Origin of the sequence: Pseudoxanthomonas koreensis (assembly GCF_010093225.1) — a bacterium.
GTDB lineage: Bacteria > Pseudomonadota > Gammaproteobacteria > Xanthomonadales > Xanthomonadaceae > Pseudoxanthomonas > Pseudoxanthomonas koreensis.
Genome location: NZ_PDWM01000079.1, coordinates 1 through 1,253, shown reverse-complemented (window position 1 = coordinate 1,253; position 1,253 = coordinate 1). Strand labels below are relative to the sequence as shown.

Below are 1,253 nucleotides of genomic sequence, written 5' to 3'. Positions count from 1 at the left end.
GGGCACCTCTAAAAACCCCCGTCACCCCGTATCCTGAGCACCTCGCATCGCACCGAGGTCCATACCGATGATCAGCCTGTTTGCCGGGGACGAGCGCAAGGCCAAGCGTGAGCGGCTGGGCGATCCGCTGCAGGTGCTGGACCGGCACATCGACTTTGCTGCGCTGGCCCGGGCGGTGGACGCCAAGCTGGTGATCGGCGGGGGTAAGCGCGGGGGCCGCCCGCCGTATCGGACCGAGCTGATGATCCGGCTGCTGGTGCTGCAGCAGCTGTACAACCTGTCCGACGAGGCACTGGAGTACCAGTTGCTGGACCGGTCCAGCTTCCAGCGGTTCGCGGGCCTGGAGCACAGCGGCCGGGTGCCGGACGCCAAGACGCTATGGGTGTGGCGGGAGCGCCTGAAGAAGCAGGACCTGATCGGGGATATCAGCGAAGCGGTGGGCCGGCAGCTGTCGGCCTCGGGCTTCATCGCACGCGGCGGCCAGATCATCGATGCGAGCATCGTGACCGTGCCGGTGCAGCGCAACCCGAAGGCGGACAACGAGGCGATCAAGCAGGACGATGTGCCGCAGGACTGGAGCGATGCCAAGCGTGCGCAGAAGGACGTGGATGCGCGCTGGACGCGCAAGCACGGCAAGTCGTACTTCGGCTACAAGCTGCATGCCAACACGGACCGGCGCTGGGGCTTCATCCGCTGCATGGAGGTGACCACGGCTTCGGCCAATGACACCACGGTGTTCGAGCAGATCCTGGACGGGAGCAACACGTGTCGGGATGTATACGCCGACCGGGGCTATGCCAAGGCGGCGCGCGAGCAGGCGCTGCGGGCGGCGGGGTATCGGGACCGGATCCAGCGCAAGGGTGAGGCGGGTCGGCCGCTCAGCGCGGTGCAGCAGCGGCGCAACCGCCGGATCGCCCGCCAGCGGGCTTATGGCGAACACCCCTTTGCGCGGCTGGCGCAGATGGGAGGCAAGTGCCTGCGCACGATCGGCCTGGCGCGGGCCAGGACGGTGATCGGGCTGAAGGTGATCGCGCACAACCTGATGCACCTGGCGCGGCTGCAGCAGCGCCGGATCGTGCCGGCCTGAGGCCGCAGCGCCCGGCGGCTGCGCCGCCGGAGGCGTAAAAAGCCCTTGGCGGGACCACGCTGGGGGCGTGGATGACCTCCAACTTCCCTTCGCACTGCCCGCACGCAGTGACCCCACGTGCCTGGAACGCCCCGCGAAGTGCAAAACGGGGTTGTTCGAGGTTCCC

At 68.3% G+C, this 1,253-nt stretch carries 1 protein-coding gene; it reads left to right on the top strand.

Annotation, left to right across the window (positions count from 1 at the left end):
- Positions 1-46 precede the first annotated feature (46 nt).
- The gene (locus CSC64_RS13770; RefSeq protein ID WP_425501738.1) at positions 47-1,087 is read left to right on the top strand and encodes an IS5 family transposase; all 1,041 of its coding nucleotides are present in this window, start codon (positions 47-49) and stop codon (positions 1,085-1,087) included.
- Positions 1,088-1,253: the final 166 nt, after the last annotated feature.